A 17,632-nucleotide genomic window follows, 5' to 3' on the forward strand; every position below is an offset into this window, starting at 1 on the left:
GACCTACCTCTGCTGATCCGTGTCGGCCGGGATTCCTTCCGACAATTTCTCCGGTGCCTGCTCGTGGTCTTTTTCCAGGGGCAGGGCGCGCATGGTCCGCAAGGGTGACAGAAGGGCGGGCAGAGCACTCAGCGTCATCCCGGTGCCGGCGATCCACAAGGTATGTGCCGCTCCGAACGCGGAGCCCGAGGTGCCACCCAGAAGTCCGCCTAGCGCAAGGCCGCCCCATGACACGAAGCGGGCCGTCGCACTCGTTCGGCCCAGGAGCCGATCCGGCGTGAGGGCCTGTTGGAAGCTCGCCTGGGCCACCAGGCGGACGACTCCACCCAGTGAAAGGGCCACGAGTCCGAGGGCGGCGACGTACACGGTCCAGCCCGGCTGCGCCATCGGCATCACGAGGGTCAGCGGGCAGGTGACCAGCGGCGCGATCCAGATGACCGGACCTGGCCCGACCCGCTTCGAGATTCCGGCCGCCAGCAGTGCGCCCAGCAGACCGCCGCAGCCCATGGCCGACAGGATGAGGCCGGTCCCGGTGGCGCCGAGGCCCAGCTGCCTCGTCAGGAAGACCATCAACATGGTCTGGTACATGACCAGGAAGAGGTTGAACACCCCATCCGTGAGCATGGTCGTGCGGAGGATGGGATACGAAAGAACGAACCTCAGCCCCTCCATGATGTCGCGACTCAATCGAGGGCGTTCATGCGGCGCCGGGGCCGGCTCCGGCTCGCGATTTCGGATACCGCACGCGAACAGGCCGGAGGCGGCCATTCCTATCGAACTCGCCACCAGCGTCGCTGGGGCTCCGATCCAGCCGATCAGCGGACCCGATACCCCCGGCCCGCTGATGCTCGTCACCGAGCGTATCGCCGAGAGTTTCGAATTCCCCTCGACCAGGTTATTCCGTCCGACCAGGTGCGGCAGGTAGCTGACGTAGGCAACATCGAAGAAGACGGTGAATAATCCGTGAACCAAGGCGACCGCGTAAAGCAGCCAGATGGTCAGCAGATCCAGTTCCCACGCCACCGGGATGGTCAGGAGGAAGAGTGCCCTTGCGAGATCGGTGGTGATCATGACCGAGCGCTTCCGCATGCGCTCCACCCAGGCGCCCGCCGGGAGCCCGATCAGGAGTGATCCCGCCATGGTCGTTGCGCTCAGCAAGCCGACCTGAAACGGGTCGGCCTTCAAGGAGACGATTGCCACCATCGGCAGTGCGAGGAAGATGACGCGATCGCTCAGCTGGCCGAGCGCGGTGGCAGTGAATAAGAGCCTGAAATTCGGATCGCGTAAGAGTCCAATTCGGGAGGATAGTGGCATCTGAATTTCCTACCGGGTAGGAGAGGTGACAATATCTCCGGACGAACCTAGCAGGGTGCCGGGAGGTTCTCAAGAGTCCTTGAAGGGGCCACCCGCGGTGGCCTCGATTCTCTCGCGACGTTCCGTCGGTTCATTCGAGTTCCAGCGAGTGGTCCTTCGATGGTCAGGCGGTGGTGCAACAGCCACAAATGCGTCAGTCGGCACCTTCGCGGCGTGGCCGATCGTGTCCGGCCCACCACGCTCACCGCGCAGCCGCGACCGAGGAGCGGGGTCCCTTTGACGCCCGCGTCCGGCGGGCCCGCGCCGGAGTACCGTGGAAGCGTCGAGGCATAACCGCCGTCGGCGGATGCCGGAGCTGTCCTCGACGCGTGACCGGGCCCGGGACCCGGGCCCTTCGGGGGCGGTGTCCGCAGGTGGAGGTTCCACTGCTCGGGTGCGGCGGCCTGGTGACCGGAGGTGCCGATGGCGCGCGAGCGTGTGCCCCCGGCCGACGACTCCCGGCAGAGCCCGGTCGGCGCCGTCGGCAAGGTGACGGTGCCCATTCCGCCGGGCGGTCCGGGCGAGGTCCTCGTCGCCCTGCGGGGCGGTTCGGAGGTGTTCGCCGCTTGGTGCTCGCAGCCGGTCGGCCGGGATGTCCGGGTGGTCGTGGTGGACGCGATCTCGGCCCGCTCGGTGATCGTCGAGCTGCTTCCGGCCTAGCCACGGGCCGCAGTCCCGACAGTCAGGTGGTTGGTCATGTTTTTTTGGCACGTTCCCGCCCCCAACGAGGCGATGCTCATCTCCGGCTCCAAGCACAAGGCGCAGGACACCCAGTTCCGCATCGTCACCGGCCACGGGAGCCTGGTCCTGCCGGTCAAGCAGAAGGCCCGGATGCTCTCCCTGGCCCTGCGGGAGGCGGAGATCGCCGAGGACTGCGTCACCCAGCAGGGGATCCGGCTCACCGTGCGTGCGGTCTGCGTGTTCAAGGTCGGCGACGACGCCGTGTCGATCGCCAACGCCGCCCGCCGCTTCCTCTCCGAACAGGACCAGATGGAGGAGCTCGTCGGCCGGATCTTCGCCGGCCACCTGCGGTCGATCGTCGGCGGACTGACCGTGGAGCAGATCATCCGGGAACGCAGCAGGGTCGCCCAGGAGGTGATGGCGGGTAGCCACGGCGAGATGGAGAAGCTCGGCATCGTGGTCGACGCGCTGCAGATCCAGGAGATCGAGGACTCGACCGGCTACATCGACAACCTCGCCGCGCCGCACGTGGCGGCGGTCGCCAGCCAGGCCCGGATCGCCCAGGCCAAGGCCGACCAGGAGGCCACCGAACGGGAGCAGCAGGCGGCTGCCCTGAAGGCCGAGTACGAGCGTGACACCGCGATCAAACGGGCCGGGTTCCTCGCCGAGACCGAGCAGTCCAGGGCCCGCGCCGCCCAGTCCGGCCCGCTCGCCGAGGCCCGGGCGTCCCACGACGTCATCGACGAGCAGACCGCGCTCGCCCAGCGCCGGGCCGCACTGGCGGCGCAGCAGTTGGAGGCGGAGGTGCGCCGCCCGGCGGACGCGGAGGCGTACCGGCAGCGGACGCTGGCCGAAGCCGCCCGTGACCGGGTGAAGTTCGAGGCGGACGGCAACGCCTACGGCGAGCGGGCCCTCGCCCAGGCGCAGGCGGACGCCAACATCGCCCGGGCCGACTCCCTGCGCGGCGGGAACCAGGAACTCATCGCCGCCAACCGGATCGTGGAGAACCTTCCGGCCCTCGCGGACGCGGCCGCCCGGGGCATGTCCGGAGCCGATCTCACGGTCCTCAACGGCAGCGACGGAGTCAACCAGATGGCGGCCGGCATCGTCAGCCAGGGCCTCGCCATCCTGCACGCCCTCCAGCACCCGACGGCCGCGCCCGCCGTCGGCAAAGCCGAACCGCACCACCCCGAGGGCACCTGAAGCCCCGGAGTTCCGGAGCACCGAAACCTCGAAACCACGAAGCCCTGAAGCCCCGGAGCCCTGAAGCCCCGGCGCCGCGGGCCGGGGAGTGCGCCAGGTGATGCCGGACCGGGGGCGGTCCGCGATGATCGGTAGTGAGAGCACGGTGCGGCCGGGAGGTGGCCGCTCTCCTGGAAGCCCGGTCCGGGCGTCGATCAGCCCACGACCGTGGTGACGGATCCGGTCAGGAGGCCCGCGATGTCCCAGGAATCCGCGACGGCGATGCGCGCGGTGCGGCGCGCCACTCCCGAGGAGCGGGCGGTCCGCGGCAAGGCGGCCCGCCGTCGCGCACCCCGGTCGAGCCACGCCTGGTACGAGCCGTCGAAGGACCGGCCGGATCCGCTGGGCATCCTGGCGGCCCAGTCGGCCCGCCGGGTCCCCGAGCTGGTGCCCATCCGCTACAGCCGGATGAGCGAGTCTCCGTTCCGCTTCTACCGGGGCGCCGCCGCGATCATGGCGTCCGACCTGGCCGGCTCGCCGGACTCGGGGATCAGGGCGCAGCTGTGCGGCGACGCCCACATGCTGAACTTCCGGCTGCTGGCTTCCCCGGAGCGGCAGCTGCTGTTCGACATCAACGACTTCGACGAGACCCTGCCCGGCCCCTGGGAATGGGACGTCAAACGGCTGTCGGCGAGCCTGGTCATCGCGGCCCGGGCGAACGGCTTCGATGACGACGAGCGCTCGGACATCGTGCGGGCCACGGTGCGGTCGTACCGCGAGGCGATGGCCCGGTTCGCGGACATGAGCAACCTCGACGTCTGGTACACCAAGATGGACGCGGGCCGCCTCCGGGAGCTGGCCGAGGACCGGATCCACAAGCGTGGACGCGAGAACCTCGCGCACGCCCTGACCAAGGCCCGTACCCGGGACAACCTCCAGGTCTTCGAGAAGCTCACCGAGACGGTGGACGGGCGGGTCCGGATCGCGGCCGACCCGCCGCTGCTCGTACCGCTGTCCGACCTGGTCCCGGTCGTCACCCGCGGGGAGCTGGAACGCCTGTTCCGTGACCTGGTCGAGCGCTACGCCCGCACCCTGTCCACCGACCGGCGCACCCTGCTGGAGGACTACCGGCTGGTGGACGTCGCCCGCAAGGTGGTCGGCGTGGGCAGCGTCGGCACCCGCTGCTGGATCTTCCTGCTGCTCGGGAAGGACGGCCGGGACCCGCTGTTCCTGCAGGCCAAGGAGGCGGACGAGTCCGTCCTGGCCGCCCACGTCGGAGCCGGCCGGTACTCGAACCAGGGTGAGCGGGTGGTCGCCGGCCAGCGGCTGATGCAGGCCGCGGGCGACATCTTCCTCGGCTGGGAGCGGGTGGAGGGCATCGACGGCCGGCGTCGGGACTTCTACACCCGCCAGCTGCGCGACTGGAAGGGCATCGCCGTGGCGGAGGAGATGGTGCCGCGCGGCATGAGGGCGTTCGGCGAGCTGTGCGGCGCCACCCTGGCCCGCGCGCACGCCAGATCCGGTGACCGGATCGCGATCGCCGCCTACCTCGGCCGCGGCACCTCCTTCGACCGCGCGCTGGCCGTGTTCGCCGAGTCGTACGCCGATCAGAACGAACGGGACCACCGGGCGCTCCTGCAGGCCGGCCGCCGCGGTCACCCTGAGGTGTGAACGCCTCCCGGACAGCGTGCGCACCGCGCCCCAGACAGGACAGGACAGGACAGGACCGTCCGGGGCGAACCGACAGCGGACCGCTACTGCGCGCCACCACCGCCTCCCACAGGGGCAGTTGTCGTCGACGTCGGAATCGGTGGCAGGGACCCCGTCGAGCTCGCCCGGCCCGAGGACGTCGGCATCCCGTCGGTGCCGCCGGTGGCGCCGGTGGGGGCGCGGACGGGCCGGGTGCCGGCGTGTCTCTGCGCGAACCTGATGTGGACGGCTGCACGCTCTTCCGCGACCACCACGTCGAGGACGACGACCTGCGCGCCACGATCACCGCGCAGCTCGACGACCTGGAGAAGGCGCCGGTCGAGCGTCGGATGCGCATCGCGCCGCCGGCCCGCCGCGCATCGCGCCGCTGACCGGTGTCTCCCCGGTCCGCCCGGTCAGGGCATGGTCGGACGGACCGGAGAGGGGGACGCCGGCCCGAGGCTGAGGAGGGGAGGCTCGCCTCGGGCCGGCGGGCTCGGGTGTCAGTTGGCGCAGCGGGTACCGGGGGCGGGCATCGTGCCGGCCACCAGATAGGCCTCGTACGCCGCGTCGATGCAGGTGTTGCCCCGGCCGAAGGCGCCGTGCCCCTCGCCCTCGCGGGTGAGCAGGGTGGCGTGGGCCAGGCCCTTGGACAGGTTCTCCGCGGCGGCGTACGGCGTGGCCGGGTCGCCCGTGCTGCCGACGACCAGGATCGGGGCGCTGCCCTCGGCCCGGACGACGTGCGGCTTCTCGGGGGTCTTGAACGGCCAGTTCTCGCACCTGCCGTGCTGGTAGTCCTCGACCGAGACGCCCTGCGTGACCAGCGGGGCCTCGGCCTTGAGCTTGGCCACGACAACCTGCGCGCGTTCCGGGGACGGCGCGGCGGCGGCTCCGTCGGCGCAGGAGATCGCAGTGTGGGAGTCGCTGAGGCTGGTGTAGTGGCCCTTCTCGTCACGGCCGTGGAAGCGGTCGGCGGACGCGAGGAGGAGGTCGCCGCGCTGCTGGACCATGGCCATGGTGAGGGCGGCGCGCAGGGCCGGCCAGGCGTCCGTCTCGTCGCCGTAGAGGAGGGCTTGGGTGCCGGCCCAGCCCAGGTCGCTGGTGAGCTTGCGCCCGTCGGCGGTGTCCAGCGGGTGGTCGTGCAGGCTCTCCAGGTAGTCCGCGGCCTTCTTCGCCGCGGTGTCCGGGTCGCTGCCGAGCGGGCACTCGGCGGCGTGGGCGCGGACGCAGTCGGCGGCGAAGTGCTGGAGCGAGGACTCGAACCCGATGATCTGGTCAGTGGACTCGTCCAGGGTGTCGGCGGCCGGGTCGACCGCGCCGTCCAGGATCAGACGACCGGTCCGGGCGGGGAACTCCTCGGCGTAGAGCGTGCCCAGGTAGGTGCCGTAGGAGATGCCCAGGTAGTTGAGCTTGGGATCGCCGAGCGCCTGGCGCAGGACGTCGAGGTCGCGGGCGGTGTTGCGGGTGCCGACGAAGGGGAGCAGCTTGCCCGACGTCGCCGCGCAGGCGGCGGCGAACTCCTTGTCCCGCTGTTCGAGCACCACACGACGTTTCGTCGGGTCGACGGGGATGTCCACCTGGTCGCGGTCGTCCCGCTGCCGGTCGGTCAGACAGGTCACCGGGGAGCTCGCCCCGGTGCCCCGCGGGTCGAACCCCACGACGTCGAAGCGGTTGTGCAGGGCGCCGTCGAAGAGCTTTCGCCCCATTTCGACCATCTCCACGCCGGACCCGCCGGGTCCGCCGGGGTTGATCACCAGGGAGCCGACCCGCTGGGCGGGATCGGCCGCGGGCAGCCGGACCAGCGCGATGCCGAGCGCCTCGGTGGCCGGGTCGGTGTAGTCCAGCGGAATGCGCAGTTCGCCGCACTGCAGCCCGGTCAGGTCGACCGGCCGGCTCTCGGAGTCCGGCCGGCAGGTGTGCCAGTCGATGTGCTGGCCGTAGAAGGCGCCGAGCCGGGGGTCGTCGGCTCCGGCAGGCTTGGCGGCGGCGCCGGCTGAGCTGACGGCGCCTGCGTCGGTCGATTGGTCGGGTGTCAGGTCGTTGCAGGCGGTGGTGAGCAGCAGGCTGCCGGCGGCGAGCGCCGCCAGCATGAGGCGGTGGCCGGTCCGGTGGGTGGTCATGGGGGTTCCTGTCGAGCGGGATCGGGTGTGACGGTGGTTCGGTGCGGACGGCCTCGGCCGTCGACGGTCGATGGGCCCGCGCGGTGGGGCGCTTCCTCCCGCGGGGTGGCGCGTTCCGTCCCGTCGTGCCCGGCGGAGGGGGCGGTGTCCGGCTGGACTCGCGCTTCCAGCGGATCAGGTCGAGTCGTGATCTGACGATGCGTCAGAATGCGTCAGAACTGTTCCCGGGGAATCTCTCGGTGCGATCCGCCCGGGCCGGGCTTCCCGGTACCCCTGGCCGGGCCGGGATTCCCGGTACCCCTGGCCGGGCCGTCGCGCCGGGCGCCGGGGGTCAGTGCCCGGCGGCGGCCCTGTCCAGGTCGGCGGTGAACCGTGCGAACTCCTTCCGCCAGCCGAGGCGGACGTTCATCCGGGTGGGCGTGTCGTTCCCGGGGAGGACGAACGGGAAGGAGCTCCAGAGCAGTTGGCGGCGGACCTCGCCCATCCGGCGCGCCGCGTCATCCCGGTCGAAGCTGTGGACGAGGCTGCCCGGCCGCTGTCCCAGCCCCCTGGTCCTGACCTGGTGGAAGTGGACGGACCGCGCGGTGGCGGTGACGAAGTAGGTGTCGGCGTCGAGGCCGCCACCGAGGCAGGAGAGCCACGGGCTGTCATTGAGGAACACGCCGAAGACGGTGAGCGGAGGGTCGGTCACATCCATCTCCCGCACCGTCTGCTCGACCTGCTTGATCGTGGCGGCCTTGCGCACTGCCATCCGTCCGTCCTCCCGCCCCGGCCGGCCCGGCGTCGGGGCCGGCCCTGTCCGTGACCGATCGGGCGTCGACTGTCGCCCGGGGGTGGCCGGGGCGCATCCCGTGCCCCGGCCGTGGCCCAACGTAGGGGCTGCGGGGGTCGGAGAGGATGACGGTCGGCACCGAAAGACTCAGGACGTTCGGGACCCTTCGGTCCGCAAGGATCGGGCCGGTGACCCGGCAGTGGAAGGCGCCGGGGAAAGTCTGCGGGCCGTCCGGTGCCGCTTCGGGCCCGTCGGCCCCGTCGGATCGTCTAGTCTCGTCGAATCCCGCGCTCTTCCGCCGGGATTCCCCGTGCCGCCGTCCGCAAACCGCGGAGCGTGGTCGTTCTCAGCCGTCGGCGTTTCACCGCCGGCTTCCGCCTGGCCGGACGGTGCCGTCGTCCGGATCGGCCTCGTCCGCGCGGCCGGGATCTTCCTCCAAAGTCCTGAAACACTCACGGAGTTGACGTTGTCCGACCGCTTCCGAGCCCTGCCCCCGTCGCCCACCGTCGCGGGCGCCGCCCGGCGGGCCGCCGCCCGGGGCCGGGCGCTGGCCGCCTCCCTCCGGCTTGCGACCGGGGCGGCCGCGGGCCCGCCGCGGGCGGGCGCCTCGGCCGCACCGCCGCCGCCGACCGCCCCCCCCCCGCCCCTCGTCCCGGCCACCACCATCCCGGCGGCCGGCCGGACGTGCCTCACCGGAGTGCTGACCTACGACCACCACGACGCGGAGGCCGGCACGAAGGGGGCCGAGCGGCTCACCACCGCGGTGGCCCGCGGCGGCACCTGGGAACTGTGGGGCCGGCTCTCGACGGACGGCGCGGACCGGTTGCTCGCCTCGGGCGTCACCGACGACGGGGGCGGGTTCCGGGCCTGCGCGGGCCGGGCCGGTGAGCTGACCGAGGCCCACGTGAGGTTCCGGTCCAGCGGCGGCGACCTGTGGCGGGTGATCAGCCCCACCGGCGGCACCGAGTACGCCTTCGACTCCGCGCGGCTGCGCGACGTCGCGGGCATCCGGGACCTCGGCACCCTCAAGGTGCCCGCCGACCGGCAGGGCGCCTGGAAGATCGTCGACACCGTGGGCGACCTCTACCGCAAGGTGACGGCCGCCGAGGGCCCGGGCTCGCGCTGCTGGACCCGTCACCGGACGACCGGAGGCTGCGACGAGCTGACCTTCACCTGGGCGCCGGACGCCACCGTCGGCGGTTTCTGGGAGCCCGACACCCGCAACGTCGTGCTCGCCGGCGAGCACACTGCCTCCCGGCACACCATCCTCCACGAGGCGTCCCACTGGCTCCAGTTCGAGCTCTACGACCACTGGTTCCCGGACGCCCCGGGCTGCGAGAACCACACCTTCGACGTCGCCAGCACGCCCGGGTGCGCCTGGACCGAAGCCTTCGCGGACGCGGCGGCGGCCTACGCGCTGGGCGACTACCGCTACGTCTACCCGGACGGCCAGGACTTCGACCTGCACAACGACGGCGCCACCGCGTGGGACCGCGGCGATGCCGTCCAGGGCCGCGTCGGCGGCTCCCTGCTCGACCTCTGGGCCGCGGACGGTCCGGACGGCGGGACGTGGGACCGGACCGTCCGGCTGATGGGCGAGCAGCGCAGCGCCGACTTCCGCCAGTACTTCACCGAGGACCGGCCCCGGGCGGGTCTCTCCACCACGGACGCGGCCGGCCGGATCATCGCCGACCACACCATCGCGTACTGACCGGCGGTCCCGGCGCAGGTGGGGGAGGCCCCTGGTTGCTGTCTGCTGACAAGCCCAGTGGCAGGCAACGGGGTTGCTCGTGCTCGTGCTCGTGCTCTGGCGCCGAAGCAGGCCGAGGCGCAGATGCCGACCGGCCGTGCCCAGTGCGACCGGGGTGGAGCCTCCGATGTCATCTGCCCGATCCGGCTGAGCTGCTGGAACACGCGCCGGCGTAGTGCCGGACCTCTCAGCGGCAGGGCGTGGCCACCTCCGGGATGCAGGGCGGCGACAATGGGGTCGCCGCCCTGGTCCACAACGCCGAGTCAGGCCTCCAGGTCGTAGGCCGCGGTCACCGGGGCGTGGTCGGACCAGCGCTCGGCGTGGGTCTCGGCGGACGCCGGCAGGGCGGGAGGTGGTGGAGGTCCGCTGCAGGGACGGAGGACCTGCACCACCTCCCGCTACGTCCACACGGGCCGAGTGCTACCAGTGGTCGTGGCCGTCGCAGTGGTCGTGATGCCCGTCGTGGCCGCCGTGCCCGTCGTCGTCATGCCCGTGGCGCTCGATCGTGGTGGGGTCGGTGGCGGTGTGGGTGGTGCTGTCACCGCCGCCGGTGACGGTAGCGGTGTTGGTGACCCGCTCACGGGCGTGGCAGGAGACATCGACCTTCAGGGTGATGGGTGGGTAGCTGTGCCCGGCAGACAGGATGTCGCTGCGCGTACAGGTGAGGGTGGCCGGAACGCAGTTCCATCCCACGCCGGTGATCCTGTCGGCCCGAAGACCTTCGGGGAGGAGGTCGTGGACGGTGACCGTGGTGCCATTGGTGGGGCTGGCCGTCGCGAGGTTACCCACAGTGATGGTGTAGACGCCGTCCTCGCCACTGACGAAGGGGTCCGTGTGACTCTTGGCGATGGTCAGGCTGACCGGGACGACCGTGAACGTGAGGCTGGTATTGCCGCTACTGCTGGTTCTGGCAGCGCGGTCGGTGCCGCCGGGGCCAGTGGTGCCACTGGGCTTGGTGAGGCCAATGGCGGTCAAGGGCTCGATCACCGGCGCCGTCGCGTAGCCGACCCGGGCGACGCGGGTGGGTTGAACCGTGGCTGTCCAGGTCGTGGCCAGGACGATCAGCAGGACGGCCAGCCCGGTCAGCGTGACCGCCCCCGCCCTCCGGGCCCGCACCCTCAGCCACGGTCGCCACATGCCGCCCGCACCTCCCGTGCCGCGGCTTGCTCCGGCCCGCCCTCTCCCGTGTCCGAACACCGACATCTCCGCTTCCAACCGTCGATACCAAGCCGTGGTTACTCATAGCGACACGAACATGACTTTCAGTATCCGTGCGGCAGGGGGCGGGCGAGAGGTGTGCCGACGTCGGCGCCCCGGCGAGGATGGCGCCGGCGCAGAAGGAGCGGTGACACGCTCGACGAGAACCGTCATACGTCGCTCACGGAGCAGATCAGCCGACGGCGACGGCGGGTCGTGGTCGGAGTGGTCATCGACGGCGCCGGAGGAACCTGGAGAGCAGAAGGCAGAGAGCGGCGAGGGCGAGGGCTGAGAGCCAGGCCACCACCGAGGTGGGGAAGTCCCCTTGCAGGGCGGCCGACGCGGCGTCCGCTCCGACGCTGCCGGGGGTCGACGGGAAGGTGATGGTGGCCCGGGTGGTGTGCTCCACCAGGCCGCTTCTGAGCGCGAGCTCCCCGGTCCACGGGCCGTTCGGCAGCGTCGCGTCCAGCGGGACGACCACCTCCCCGCTGTCGCCGGGAGCCAGTGTGGCGCCCGTCCTGCCGGTCGAGAACGGTCCGGTGTGCTGTCCACCCGGCCCGTCGAGGAGGGACAGTGTCCCGCTGATGTCCAGGGCGCGACCCCCCGTGTTGTGGATCCGGGCGCGAACCTCTCCCCGCCCGTCGCGGGCTCGGGCCGGATAGAGCCGTTCGATCGTGAAGTCCGAGGGTGGCTCGTCACCGGGACCGACGTCGATGTACATGCGGACGCCCACCCGGCCCAGCACCGTCAGAGTGTGCGAACGATCCGTGGGGGCGGCCGTCTGCGCCCAGATGACGCCGTATCGCTCCCCGGCGGCGGCGTCCCCGGGCACCCGAACGGTGGTGCGCACCCGCGCCGTTTCGGAGGCCGCCAGCTCGAGGTCCGCCGCATCGAATGATGTCCAGCCGGTCAGCTCGTCGGGGGTGCGCTGCGGCGCGAAGGTGAACTCACCCTTCGCGATGGTGGCTGCCGCGGCGTAGACCTTGACGTGCATCGGTGTGGACGACCTGTTGGTGATCTCCACCCGCCGTTCGATGGTCGAGCCGGGTGCGAGGTGATCGATGATGTAGGCATGCGCTCGGGGATCGGCGCGGCGGTTCTCCGGAGCGTCGAGAAGCTTGATGGCGATGGTCCTGTCGGCAGCCGGGTCCTGGGGGGAAGACGCCGCGGGTGCCTCGTGACCTGCCGCCGGCATCACCCCGGCGGCCTGCACGAAGGCCAGCATCAGCAGGAGAACCCAGTACCGGCGCGCGCCTTTCATTCCGTCAGGCAACGGATTGGGTCAGCGTTCCGGTGTAGGTTCCGCCGACGGCGCCGGCGGGCACGCTCACGGCGACTGTCGGGTTCCAGCTCGCGGTGTTGTCTCCGACGCCGGCGCTCCCGGTGAGTACCGTCTGCGCGGAGTTGCTCAGCGTCACGTCCGTTGTGGTGACGGTGATGGTGCCGGTCGTCGTCACCGTCCCGACCGAGTAGGTGGCGTCGGTGGCGGGAATCGTCGACGGACCATTCGCGAAGTCCGTCTCCGCCGCGGTCACCGTCCAGGAGGCCGAGGCGAGGGCGCGGTTGTCGGTGACGGTACAGGGGCCGATCGCCCCGCTGATCGTGGTGCCGGGCGCTCCCGAGCCCAGGCTGACGCTGACCGGGACCGACATCGACAATGCGCCGGACGTGACGGTGAACGTGACCGTGGTGCTGGGGTCGCCGTCCGCGGCGGCGAGGCCTGGCTGGACCAGGGCGAGAATGGCGGCTGCGGCCGCGACGAACAGGCTTCGTGCACGCATGATGGCTCCCGGAACGGCCCGCCAGAGGACATTCTGGCCGACGGCGGACATGCTGGCTGACGCGCCCCAGACAATCCGGCGCAACCTGTTCACACAAGGCGACGCGCGCCGCGTTCCGCCATACGAATGGCCACCTCTCAACCGGAGCGAAGCCCGGCCCGCCCCATCGGCACCCTCGGACCGTCTGACGGAGCGTCCGCGGATCGCAGGCGCGGCACCGGACGTCGTCGACCTCGAACCGCTGCCCGTCGAGCACCCCCTGCGCGCGGCTCCCAACGCCCTCCGGACCCCGCACATCGGATACATGACCGACGACCCCTTCGAGGTCTTCTACCGTGACGCAGTCGAGGACATCGCCGCCTGGGTCGCCGGCACCGAGCTGTGCACCCTCACGTGAACGCGCGCCATGATCTCCCACTCCTTCGAGAGCGCGTGCCGGGCCGCCGACCGACTCCGCCTGAGCCAGGTGCGAGACCTTGTCTTCATCCCCGTGCGTGTCCGACACACGCGAACCCACCATCGCCCGGTCCGACGCCAACGCCGTCCTCATGCCGATGAGCCTCCGCCTACCGCCAGGCCGGCAGACACCCTCGAACAAGCCTTGCTCGAACGAGTGGACCTTTATCGAAAAGGCGTCCATCCGCTGACCGATCGGGCAGGTACTCCTGAAGGCCGCGGTGGAGGAACACGGCCGAGCAGCCGGGCGAGGCCGCGTTCTTTCGGCGCCTACACCTGGTCCTCATAGACCACCTGCCCGACGGCCTCCACCGCGCCGTCGCTACGGCTGAGCGGGACGACCCAGGCCGGGCACCGGTGGTGTGGCTGCCGCCGGCCGACGGGGCCCGGATGGCCAAGCCTCTGTTCGCGGAGGCGGAGTGGGCCGCGGTCCAGGCGCTGATGGACGAGCGCTCGGTGACGAAGGAGCGCTCGAACGGCGCCTCGCCCTGGCTCGGCGTTGCGCTCTGCGACCGCTGCGGCGACCGGTTCTACCGGCAGGTGAACCTCGCCGAGAACGGCAAGACCTATGAGTACTACCGCTGCGCGAAGACGGCCGGCAAACCCGCCTGCAAGGGCCAGTCCGTCAAGGGCGAGCGCGTCACCGCCGCGATCACCGCCCTGGTCGAGCGCTTGGCCGGCCTGGCGATGACGGTGCGCAGATTCATCCCCGGCGAGGACCACACCGAACAGCTCAACCACGTCACCGCGGCCATGCGCGACCTCCGCGAGGAACGCCGCAACTTGTTCGACTACCCCGGCGGCGACGACGAGTACGCCGAAGCCCTCGAAGTCCTCGTCGACGAACGCCGCCGCCTCGCCGCACTCCCACAACGCCCCTCCGCCTGGGTGGAAGTCGAGACCGGCCAGACCTTGGCCGCCGCCTGGGCCCAGGCCGACCAGGAACGACGCCGCCGGCTCCTCCTCGGCCTCAAGGCCCGCCTCTACATGACCCCCACCATCGAAGGCTGGTACCTACCAGCCGAACCCGAAGCGCGAGTAGAGCAACGGCAACGCGCTGGAAGGTCGGCGTAGATCGCGAAGCGGACGAGCAACTGGCGGCCGTCATCGACAGATTCGACGGGCCGCTTCCGTGCGGGGGAGCGGCTACGGCGCTAGCCTCTACCGTCGGCTGCTGGTAGCACCGCCGTGGATGCCCTCGACCACGAGTGGGCCACCCTGACACTCCGGAGTGGCCACCCTCCGGGCCACCGGATTGGCTGTCTCCGATGCCGTCGACCACGTCCTCGGCCACAGCTCTCCCCAACAAGCCGAAGATAGGCAATAAGTTGGTCGAGCGTCGGGCACTGTAGTCATCGAGGAGTTGGCCACGATCAAGCCCGGATCTGCCGAATCATCCAACCGAGGAGTCCTGGGCTGGCAGGATGGCCGGACCGGTAGTTGACGCCGGTGCTGGACGAGGAGCATGTGTGGGACCGCATGTGATCAACGATCGTTTCCTGCTGGTGGGAGACAGCGCGCGCAGCGGCGGTCTGTCGAAGGTGCGCAAGGCCGTCGACACGGCAAACAGCGACAGTGACAGGCAGTTCGCGGCGATCAAGTTACTCAAGCGGCGCGACGACGAAATCATCAAGGTCTTCCTGGAACGGGAGACCGCCGCACTCAAAGCTGTCGAGCACCCTCATATCGTGCGGATGCTGGAGTCGGGCTGGGACCCGGTTCTGGAGCGGTACTACATCGCCCTGGAGTGGGCGGAGCGCAGCCTGAAGGACGATCGACAGGATCGTCGGCTGGGACGCCCACTTCGAGAAGATCGTGTCACCGCCTTGTAACAGTCAGCGATGATCAAGGAGCGGCACAGGATCGGGCTCACCGGCCGGGACCGCGCGGCGAAACCCCGGACGGGCATCGCTCCGGGTGAGAGGTTCGCCTGTTCGGCTCAGCGAGGATGACGGCCAGGAGACGGCGCCCGGAGACCTTCCTACCGTTGGACCCCGGGAGGCTGCATCCCCGCGGAGTCCGGCCGAGGACCTCTCGCCCGTCGGCCACCGCTCACGCCGAACCCGGCAGTCGACTTCCACCGTGACCACGCAGGGTCCGGGTCGAAGGAGATGAAGGACATGAACACCACGCGCACCGCCCGCACGCCCGCGACACCCGCACTGAACGGGTGCCGGACATCACGCCGCCGCCTTCGGGCACGGATCGGGCTCGCCGCGACCGCCACGGCCCTGTCGCTGGTGCCGATCGCCCCGTCCACCGCCAGCGCGGCACCCCACCTCCCGCTCACACAGATCGTGCGGGAGGCCAAGGTGAAGGCGCAGCAGGAGCACCCCGGCTCGCAGTTCTACGACGCGGACGCCGTCCTGCTGACACCCACGACCAACCCCGATGACGTCCAGGCCTGGTGGATCCGCTTCCGGGCCATGGGCTCGGAGCCGTCCTTCGAGTACAAGTACTCGACCACCGGTCAGTACCAGAGCACGCAGCCGTGGAGCGTCCCGATCGGGATCCAGGCCATCTCCCCGTTCACCATGACGGAGGTCCAGGCCCACGATCTGGCCGTCAAGGCCGGGCACACCGGCGCGTTCAAGCCCCTGTACCTCAATGAGCCCGTCGTGCAGAACCCGCATCCCACCTACTACTTCTGCATTCCCAGCGAGGGCAGGACGGTGGCGGTGGACACCGTGACGGGCCACGTCACCACGCCGTGGTCGTGCTAGTGACCACAGCGTGAGCCCTGTTCGGTGGCCGTCCCCCAGCGGGGGTGACGGCCATCGGCGGCTGGCGACCCTTGCCCTCCGCCCGCTCGGTGCCGCCGACCGGGCGGGCGACAAGGGTCGCTGGCCTGGAGCGCGAAGGGCCGGCTGTAGCCGGTCAGCCGGGCCCGGGTACGAGCGGGGGCCGTGCCGGTTCGGCCGGTCGCCGCGGATCCGCGCCGGCCGTTGCGGCCAGCATGCTCTGTGTCGCCGGCATCGCCCCGGTGGCGCTGTCCGGGACCGCCCACGCGCAGGGCACCTGCACGGTCTCGGGCCCCACCACCACCTGTACGTTCGCCTTCACGGGCGCCGAGCAGACGTTCACCGTCCCGAGCGGCGTCACCCAGGTCGACGTCACGGCGATCGGCGCGGCCGGCGGCCTGCAGGGTGTCAACAAGACGCCCGGCGGCCGCGGCGCGCAGGTCTCGGGCACGGTCACCGTACCTGCGCCGCCGACAGATCCCCGCCCGCATCGCCCGCCGCGGGATCGAGACCTCCAGCCGTCTCGGCCGGCACCGCTGGCTGGTCGAGCGCACCGTTGCGTGGCTCGGCGGCTTCCGCCGACTTCACCGTCGCTACGAGCGAAAGGCTGACCACTTCGCCGCCTTCGCCAGCATCGCAGCAGCCCTCATCTGCACCCGACGCCTCTCCAAATGAGATCTCCTCTCATGCCATCAGTGTGCTCGCGACCACTGGCAGCGCCCCCGCGGCCCGGCAACGCCCATCTGGACACGGCGGGCGGCGACGACCGGCGGGTGCTGGCGGGTGCCGGCGGTGCTGGGATTCCGAAGGAACCGGTCGGCCCCGGGCGCTCGCCGAAGGCCCGGCCGACGCGGGAGCGGCGAAAAGGTTGGTGTTCAGGGCCGACGGAACCGGGTAACGTCGTTGCCATGTTCTTCCAGACGCCGACTTACGAGTGAGCGCGTGATGGGCCCCTGCTGACGTCCTTCGACGTCGCCGCCCGTCCCCCACCGATGAATCCGTAGATCACTTCACTTCACTTCACCACCGGGAGAACCCACGACCGTGAGCAAGAACATCAACAACCCCGTGGGCATGGGCGGCGGCCAGCGCAAGAGGCAGTCCCGCGCCGAACGGCAGAACAACGGTCCGCACCGCAACCTCGACCGCCAGGGTGCAGCCGACCAGAAGGCGGAGCTGGTGCGCAAGATGCGCGAGAAGGCAGGAACGGCTGACGGCGCCGGGCAGGCGGGCGGCGACACCGTACAGGGCTGACGCACCGCCGCCGCAGCGCGGCACCGCACGGGGCAGGGCTCGGACCGCGACGCGCGGTCCTAGCCCTGCTGCCGTACCGGGCGCGGCCGGTCCCGCTCAGCTCTTGGCCGACCACCCGCGTCTCAACTCAGCTGACCACCCGGGCAGCCGCAGAATCGGCAGCCCCGTCACTGCCACCACCCCGAGCTGCACCAGCAGCCCAGCACGTTCCCGTGCCCAGCCCGGGCAACACCGCAGCCGGCGGTGGCAGAGGATGTGGACAGGGCCGCAGGACAATACTGGTGGACACTTCGGAGGGACAACCGCGAAACCCGCTGGCCAGAACGACTCCGGCGGACAGGCCGATGCGGAACCCACAGGCGGGCTCTGCTGAAGGGTCGACAGATTGTCGTCACCCGCAGCGACCGGGGCCCTGGGGGACCATTTGGGGACCAGTTTGGGGCCACGACTGGTGAGCGCCCGTGGGCGGTAACAGACATCTATGTACGAACTTGAACCCGGTTGGGCATCGAGCGGGTTCGAGCTCTGTCGACCGTGGATCTTCAGATGAGTCTCAACTTCCCTTGTTTTCAGTGCAGTTGAGATGCAAGAAAGCCGAGGCCTTGAGGTCTCGGCTGCCGAGAATGGTTGAAACCCTTGACTGGGGGTCATGAGGT

General features: G+C 70.8%; 16 protein-coding genes and 2 pseudogenes. 11 read left to right on the forward strand and 7 right to left on the reverse strand.

The window, feature by feature from the left end:
* Nucleotides 1–3: 3 nt before the first annotated feature.
* Nucleotides 4–1,314: an MFS transporter gene (locus ACFV0O_RS12995; protein WP_380340340.1), complete on the reverse strand. Its 1,311-nt coding sequence runs from the start codon at nucleotides 1,312–1,314 to the stop codon at nucleotides 4–6.
* A gap of 462 nt (nucleotides 1,315–1,776) precedes the next feature.
* Here ACFV0O_RS12995 and ACFV0O_RS13000 point away from each other — a divergent pair, with 462 nt between their 5' ends.
* The 4 genes from ACFV0O_RS13000 to ACFV0O_RS13015 all read left to right on the forward strand — a co-directional run bounded on the left by ACFV0O_RS13000 (nucleotide 1,777) and on the right by ACFV0O_RS13015 (nucleotide 5,297).
* The gene (locus ACFV0O_RS13000) at nucleotides 1,777–2,013 is read left to right on the forward strand and encodes a hypothetical protein (RefSeq protein ID WP_380340343.1); all 237 of its coding nucleotides are present in this window, start codon (nucleotides 1,777–1,779) and stop codon (nucleotides 2,011–2,013) included.
* 36 nt (nucleotides 2,014–2,049) lie between these two features.
* Nucleotides 2,050–3,237, forward strand: coding sequence for an SPFH domain-containing protein (locus ACFV0O_RS13005; RefSeq protein ID WP_380340346.1), 1,188 nt, complete (start codon nucleotides 2,050–2,052; stop codon nucleotides 3,235–3,237).
* Between the two features lie 237 nt (nucleotides 3,238–3,474).
* Nucleotides 3,475–4,887 carry a DUF2252 domain-containing protein gene (locus ACFV0O_RS13010; protein ID WP_380340348.1) on the forward strand — a complete coding sequence of 471 codons (1,413 nt, stop codon included), beginning with the start codon at nucleotides 3,475–3,477 and terminating at the stop codon, nucleotides 4,885–4,887.
* A gap of 239 nt (nucleotides 4,888–5,126) precedes the next feature.
* The gene (locus ACFV0O_RS13015; protein WP_380340351.1) at nucleotides 5,127–5,297 is read left to right on the forward strand and encodes a hypothetical protein; all 171 of its coding nucleotides are present in this window, start codon (nucleotides 5,127–5,129) and stop codon (nucleotides 5,295–5,297) included.
* 111 nt (nucleotides 5,298–5,408) lie between these two features.
* On the opposite strand, the gene ACFV0O_RS13020 is transcribed toward ACFV0O_RS13015, so the two are convergent.
* Both ACFV0O_RS13020 and ACFV0O_RS13025 read right to left on the reverse strand, forming a co-directional pair.
* Nucleotides 5,409–7,025: an alpha/beta hydrolase gene (locus ACFV0O_RS13020; protein ID WP_380340354.1), complete on the reverse strand. Its 1,617-nt coding sequence runs from the start codon at nucleotides 7,023–7,025 to the stop codon at nucleotides 5,409–5,411.
* A gap of 331 nt (nucleotides 7,026–7,356) precedes the next feature.
* Nucleotides 7,357–7,776 carry a hypothetical protein gene (locus ACFV0O_RS13025; RefSeq protein ID WP_380340357.1) on the reverse strand — a complete coding sequence of 140 codons (420 nt, stop codon included), beginning with the start codon at nucleotides 7,774–7,776 and terminating at the stop codon, nucleotides 7,357–7,359.
* A gap of 481 nt (nucleotides 7,777–8,257) precedes the next feature.
* On the opposite strand from ACFV0O_RS13025, the gene ACFV0O_RS13030 reads away from it, so the two are divergent.
* Nucleotides 8,258–9,508, forward strand: coding sequence for a metalloprotease (locus ACFV0O_RS13030; protein ID WP_380340360.1), 1,251 nt, complete (start codon nucleotides 8,258–8,260; stop codon nucleotides 9,506–9,508).
* Between the two features lie 302 nt (nucleotides 9,509–9,810).
* Here ACFV0O_RS13030 and ACFV0O_RS13035 read toward each other — a convergent pair whose 3' ends face one another.
* From ACFV0O_RS13035 to ACFV0O_RS13050, 4 genes are all read right to left on the reverse strand, one after another.
* On the reverse strand, nucleotides 9,811–9,939 hold the full coding sequence (locus tag ACFV0O_RS13035) for a hypothetical protein (RefSeq protein WP_380340363.1): 129 nt from the start codon (nucleotides 9,937–9,939) through the stop codon (nucleotides 9,811–9,813).
* 28 nt (nucleotides 9,940–9,967) lie between these two features.
* Nucleotides 9,968–10,684 carry a hypothetical protein gene (locus ACFV0O_RS13040; RefSeq protein WP_380340366.1) on the reverse strand — a complete coding sequence of 239 codons (717 nt, stop codon included), beginning with the start codon at nucleotides 10,682–10,684 and terminating at the stop codon, nucleotides 9,968–9,970.
* 289 nt (nucleotides 10,685–10,973) lie between these two features.
* Nucleotides 10,974–12,005 (reverse strand): peptidase, encoded by a 1,032-nt coding sequence (locus ACFV0O_RS13045; protein WP_380340368.1) that lies wholly within the window; start codon nucleotides 12,003–12,005, stop codon nucleotides 10,974–10,976.
* 4 nt (nucleotides 12,006–12,009) lie between these two features.
* Nucleotides 12,010–12,525 carry a hypothetical protein gene (locus ACFV0O_RS13050; protein WP_380340370.1) on the reverse strand — a complete coding sequence of 172 codons (516 nt, stop codon included), beginning with the start codon at nucleotides 12,523–12,525 and terminating at the stop codon, nucleotides 12,010–12,012.
* 49 nt (nucleotides 12,526–12,574) lie between these two features.
* Here ACFV0O_RS13050 and ACFV0O_RS13055 point away from each other — a divergent pair.
* The 6 genes and pseudogenes from ACFV0O_RS13055 to ACFV0O_RS13080 all read left to right on the forward strand — a co-directional run.
* Nucleotides 12,575–12,814: pseudogene (locus ACFV0O_RS13055) on the forward strand (hypothetical protein); the annotation flags it as partial.
* A gap of 557 nt (nucleotides 12,815–13,371) precedes the next feature.
* Nucleotides 13,372–14,055 carry a zinc ribbon domain-containing protein gene (locus ACFV0O_RS13060; protein WP_380340373.1) on the forward strand — a complete coding sequence of 228 codons (684 nt, stop codon included), beginning with the start codon at nucleotides 13,372–13,374 and terminating at the stop codon, nucleotides 14,053–14,055.
* A 395-nt stretch (nucleotides 14,056–14,450) separates the two neighbouring features.
* A complete protein-coding gene (locus ACFV0O_RS13065; RefSeq protein ID WP_380340375.1) occupies nucleotides 14,451–14,813 on the forward strand; it encodes a hypothetical protein in 363 nt (120 codons plus the stop codon).
* A 288-nt stretch (nucleotides 14,814–15,101) separates the two neighbouring features.
* On the forward strand, nucleotides 15,102–15,704 hold the full coding sequence (locus tag ACFV0O_RS13070; protein ID WP_380340378.1) for a hypothetical protein: 603 nt from the start codon (nucleotides 15,102–15,104) through the stop codon (nucleotides 15,702–15,704).
* 483 nt (nucleotides 15,705–16,187) lie between these two features.
* Nucleotides 16,188–16,397 (forward strand): annotated as a pseudogene (locus ACFV0O_RS13075) (transposase); the annotation flags it as partial.
* A gap of 369 nt (nucleotides 16,398–16,766) precedes the next feature.
* Complete coding sequence (locus tag ACFV0O_RS13080) at nucleotides 16,767–16,976, forward strand: DUF6243 family protein (protein ID WP_380340380.1); 210 nt, start codon at nucleotides 16,767–16,769, stop codon at nucleotides 16,974–16,976.
* Nucleotides 16,977–17,632 lie beyond the last annotated feature (656 nt).

The organism is Kitasatospora sp. NPDC059577, from assembly GCF_042735475.1.
GTDB lineage: Bacteria > Actinomycetota > Actinomycetes > Streptomycetales > Streptomycetaceae > Kitasatospora.

What these genes read in the sequence shown, in the direction of transcription:
- ACFV0O_RS13010 (WP_380340348.1), top strand. Translation starts at nt 3,475, where the DNA reads ATGTCCCAGGAATCCGCGACGGCGATGCGCGCGGTGCGGCGCGCCACT.
- ACFV0O_RS13050 (WP_380340370.1), bottom strand. Translation starts at nt 12,525, where the DNA reads ATGCGTGCACGAAGCCTGTTCGTCGCGGCCGCAGCCGCCATTCTCGCC.
- ACFV0O_RS13045 (WP_380340368.1), bottom strand. Translation starts at nt 12,005, where the DNA reads ATGAAAGGCGCGCGCCGGTACTGGGTTCTCCTGCTGATGCTGGCCTTC.
- ACFV0O_RS13070 (WP_380340378.1), top strand. Translation starts at nt 15,102, where the DNA reads ATGAACACCACGCGCACCGCCCGCACGCCCGCGACACCCGCACTGAAC.
- ACFV0O_RS13020 (WP_380340354.1), bottom strand. Translation starts at nt 7,025, where the DNA reads ATGACCACCCACCGGACCGGCCACCGCCTCATGCTGGCGGCGCTCGCC.
- ACFV0O_RS13040 (WP_380340366.1), bottom strand. Translation starts at nt 10,684, where the DNA reads ATGTGGCGACCGTGGCTGAGGGTGCGGGCCCGGAGGGCGGGGGCGGTC.
- ACFV0O_RS12995 (WP_380340340.1), bottom strand. Translation starts at nt 1,314, where the DNA reads ATGCCACTATCCTCCCGAATTGGACTCTTACGCGATCCGAATTTCAGG.
- ACFV0O_RS13005 (WP_380340346.1), top strand. Translation starts at nt 2,050, where the DNA reads ATGTTTTTTTGGCACGTTCCCGCCCCCAACGAGGCGATGCTCATCTCC.
- ACFV0O_RS13000 (WP_380340343.1), top strand. Translation starts at nt 1,777, where the DNA reads ATGGCGCGCGAGCGTGTGCCCCCGGCCGACGACTCCCGGCAGAGCCCG.
- ACFV0O_RS13060 (WP_380340373.1), top strand. Translation starts at nt 13,372, where the DNA reads ATGGCCAAGCCTCTGTTCGCGGAGGCGGAGTGGGCCGCGGTCCAGGCG.
- ACFV0O_RS13025 (WP_380340357.1), bottom strand. Translation starts at nt 7,776, where the DNA reads ATGGCAGTGCGCAAGGCCGCCACGATCAAGCAGGTCGAGCAGACGGTG.